General features: G+C 70.7%; 1 protein-coding gene. It reads right to left on the bottom strand.

Annotated features, from left to right (window positions below):
* The coding region (locus FLP08_RS17360; RefSeq protein WP_156278179.1) for a hypothetical protein at positions 1-372 on the bottom strand (372 nt) is incomplete at both ends.

The raw sequence follows: 372 nt of genomic DNA, 5'->3' as shown, positions 1-372 counted from the left end.
GCCAGGCGCAGGCGTACGTCGCGCGCGTCCGCCGGCAGTTGCAGCGGGTTGCTCGCCGCCGCCAGGCTGAGGTTCTGCATCTGCTCCACCTGCCAGCCGTCGGCCAGCAGGTTGAAGCGCACCGCCAGGCGGTCGCGGACCTGCCCGTCCTGGCGCAGCTCGGCGCTCCAGTCGCCATCGCTGAGCGGCTGTTGCGCCAGCGGAATGTAGTTGACTCCCTTGGCCAGCTCCAGGGTCTGGCTGCGCTGGCTGCCAGGCGGCCCGCTGAGCAGCTCGGCCTTGACCGGCTGTTCGCCCTGGTTGAAGACGAACAGGCCGAGGTCGGGCTGGTCACCCTGGCGGAAGCGAGTCGGCCCGCTCCACTTCAGGTAC

This window comes from Christiangramia aestuarii (genome assembly GCF_009735585.1).
Lineage (GTDB): Bacteria > Bacteroidota > Bacteroidia > Flavobacteriales > Flavobacteriaceae > Christiangramia > Christiangramia aestuarii.
The sequence above is the reverse complement of the archived record's forward strand: the minus strand, read 5'-3'. Positions and strand labels throughout refer to the sequence as shown.